Annotated in this window: 3 protein-coding genes and 1 tRNA gene; all 4 read left to right on the top strand. The window is 59.6% G+C overall.

Translation table 11 applies throughout. The features are described from left to right. Positions 1 to 2: 2 nt before the first annotated feature. The 4 genes from gacA (at position 3) to EKA13_RS26535 (ending at position 3,187) form a co-directional block, all read left to right on the top strand. On the top strand, positions 3 to 626 hold the full coding sequence (gacA, locus tag EKA13_RS26520; RefSeq protein WP_065761976.1) for a response regulator transcription factor GacA: 624 nt from the start codon (positions 3 to 5) through the stop codon (positions 624 to 626). Between the two features lie 2 nt (positions 627 to 628). After that, positions 629 to 2,452 (top strand): excinuclease ABC subunit UvrC, encoded by a 1,824-nt coding sequence (uvrC, locus tag EKA13_RS26525; protein WP_065761977.1) that lies wholly within the window; start codon positions 629 to 631, stop codon positions 2,450 to 2,452. 32 nt (positions 2,453 to 2,484) lie between these two features. Next, entirely contained in the window at positions 2,485 to 3,045 is a 561-nt protein-coding gene (gene pgsA / locus EKA13_RS26530) for a CDP-diacylglycerol--glycerol-3-phosphate 3-phosphatidyltransferase (RefSeq protein WP_065761978.1), read from the top strand. Positions 3,046 to 3,111: 66 nt separating this feature from the next. Further along, positions 3,112 to 3,187: transfer RNA gene (locus EKA13_RS26535), tRNA-Gly, on the top strand. The last annotated feature ends 1 nt before the right edge of the window (position 3,188 follow it).

Raw genomic sequence — 3,188 nt, forward strand, 5'->3', positions numbered from 1 at the left:
TGGTGGTCGATGATCACGATCTGGTGCGTACAGGCATTACCCGAATGCTGGCTGATATCGACGGTCTTCAGGTGGTCGGCGAGGCGGATTCGGGCGAGGCTTCATTGAAGGTCGCGCGTGAGTTGAAGCCGGATGTCGTCCTGATGGACGTCAAGATGCCGGGGATCGGCGGCCTGGAAGCCACCCGCAAGCTGCTGCGTAGCCACCCTGATGTGAAAGTGGTGGCGGTAACGGTCTGTGAAGAGGACCCGTTCCCGACACGTTTGCTGCAGGCGGGGGCTGCTGGCTACCTGACCAAGGGCGCTGGGCTGGATGAAATGGTTCAGGCCATACGCCTGGTGTTTGCCGGGCAGCGTTATATCTGCCCACAGATCGCCCAACAGCTTGCACTCAAGCCGTTCCAGCCGCAGGGCTCACCCTTCGACGCGTTGTCAGAGCGAGAGATCCAGATCGCGCTGATGATCGTCGGTTGCCAGAAGGTACAGATCATTTCCGACAAGCTGTGCTTGTCGCCGAAAACCGTGAACACGTACCGTTACCGTATCTTTGAAAAGCTTTCGGTCACCAGCGACGTCGAACTCACGTTGCTGGCGGTCCGCCATGGCATGGTCGACGCCAATCTCTGAACATGATCCCTGTTTTTGATTCAAGCGCCTTCCTGGCGACCTGCAGTGGTCGCCCGGGCGTCTATCGAATGTTCGACGAGGACGCGCGCCTGCTTTATGTAGGCAAGGCGAAGAACCTCAAAAAGCGCTTGGCCAGCTATTTCCGCAAGACCGGTCTTGCGCCGAAAACGGCAGCGCTGGTGGGCAAGATCGCTCAGGTCGAAACCACCATTACCGCCAATGAGACCGAGGCGCTGCTGCTGGAGCAGACGCTGATCAAGGAATGGCGGCCGCCTTACAACATCCTGCTACGTGACGACAAATCCTACCCATACGTCGTGCTTTCCGAGGGTGAATACCCGCGCCTGGGCATTCACCGTGGCGCCAAGAAGGCCAAGGGCAAGTATTTTGGGCCTTATCCCAGCGCCGGAGCCATTCGCGAGAGCCTGAACCTGCTGCAGAAAACCTTTCTGGTGCGCCAGTGTGAAGACAGCTATTACAGCAACCGCACGCGGCCTTGCCTGCAGTATCAGATCAAGCGCTGCAAGGCTCCGTGTGTCGGTCTGGTTGAGCCGCAGGTGTATGCCGAGGATGTACGTCACTCGGTGATGTTCCTGGAAGGGCGCAGCCACCAACTGACCGATGAGTTGAGTGCGGCCATGGAGCGTGCAGCCATGGCCCTGGAGTTCGAGCGCGCGGCTGAGTTGCGCGATCAGATTGCCTTGCTGCGGCGGGTCCAGGACCAGCAGAGCATGGAGGGCGGTAGCGGTGATGTCGATGTGATAGCCGCGTTCGTCAACCCGGGTGGTGCCTGCGTACACCTGATCAGTGTGCGTGGCGGGCGAGTGCTGGGCAGCAAGAACTTCTTTCCGCAGGTGGGTATTGAGGAGGATGTGGCCGAAGTCATGGCTGCGTTTCTCTCGCAGTATTATGTGGCGAACCCTGAACGCGACCTGCCGGGCGAGTTGATCGTCAACGTGGTGCATGAGGACTTCGAGGCGATCACCGCCGCGATCCATAGCCTGCGTGGCCGCGAGTTGAGCATCAGCCACCGGGTTCGCGGCACGCGCGCGCGCTGGCAGCAACTGGCGGTTACCAACGCTGAACAGGCGCTGATGGCGCGCTTGGCCAATCGCCAGCACATGGCGGCGCGATTTGAAGCACTGGCTCAGGTGCTCAAGCTCGACGAGATACCTCAACGACTGGAGTGCTACGACATCAGTCACTCCAGCGGTGAGGCGACCGTGGCGTCCTGCGTGGTGTTCGGGCCGGAAGGCCCGCTCAAGTCGGACTACCGTCGCTACAACATTGAAGGCGTGACGGCTGGCGACGACTATGCGGCCATGCACCAGGCCTTGACCCGACGCTTTGCCCGGCTCAAGGAAGGCGAGGGTAAACTGCCCGATATCCTGCTGGTGGACGGCGGCAAGGGCCAACTGAACATGGCTCGGGATGTACTGCAGGAACTGGCCGTACCCGAGCTGATTCTGCTGGGCGTGGCCAAGGGCGTTACGCGCAAGGCCGGCTTTGAAACCCTTTACCTGAATGATGCCGCCCACGAGTTCACGTTGCGCGGGGATTCCCCGGCGTTGCACCTGATCCAGCAGATTCGCGATGAGGCCCACCGGTTTGCCATTACCGGCCACCGTGCCCGACGCGGCAAGGCGCGGCGTACCTCCAGCCTTGAAGGTGTTGCCGGGGTAGGGCCCAAGCGTCGTCGCGACCTGCTCAAACACTTCGGTGGGTTGCAGGAATTGGCCCGTGCCAGCGTAGAAGAAATCGCTAAAGCACCCGGAATCAGTAAAAAGCTTGCTGAGTCGATTTATGACAGCCTGCATAGCGAGTAGAATGCCCGCTCACTTTGCAGCCAGTTGTGCCGATGAATATTCCTAATTTGCTTACCGTTCTTCGCGTCCTGCTCATACCGATCTTCATTTTGTTGTTCTATATGCCGTACCACTGGAGCTACCTTGCCGCCAGCACGGTCTTTGCCATTGCCGCAGCGACCGACTGGCTGGATGGCTACCTGGCCCGGCGCCTGCAGCAGAGCACACCGTTCGGTGCGTTTCTCGACCCTGTTGCCGACAAACTGATGGTTGCGGTAGCGCTGGTATTGCTGGTTCAGGTGCATGCCAACCTGTGGTTGACCTTGCCGGCGGCGGTCATCATCGGGCGCGAAATCGTTGTTTCGGCGCTGCGCGAGTGGATGGCCGAGCTGGGCGCCCGCGCTCATGTAGCGGTGTCGAACCTGGGCAAATGGAAGACCGCCGCGCAGATGCTGGCTCTGGTGATCCTGTTGGCCAACCCGCCGGTGCTCAACTTCTGGGTGGTGCTGGGTTACTCGTTGCTGATGATTGCTGCGGGCCTGACCTTGTGGTCGATGCAACAGTACTTGCGGGCGGCCTGGCCACACCTGCGGGACGGTTCAGAAAAAAAATAAAACTTTTTTGAATCAAAGGCTTGACGAGGTTTTTAAAATCGCTAGAATAGCCTCCATCAAGACGACGCGGGAATAGCTCAGTTGGTAGAGCACGACCTTGCCAAGGTCGGGGTCGCGAGTTCGAGTCTCGTTTCCCGCTCCAA

The organism is Pseudomonas defluvii (genome assembly GCF_001695625.1).
In the GTDB taxonomy this organism is placed as follows: Bacteria; Pseudomonadota; Gammaproteobacteria; order Pseudomonadales; family Pseudomonadaceae; genus Aquipseudomonas; species Aquipseudomonas defluvii.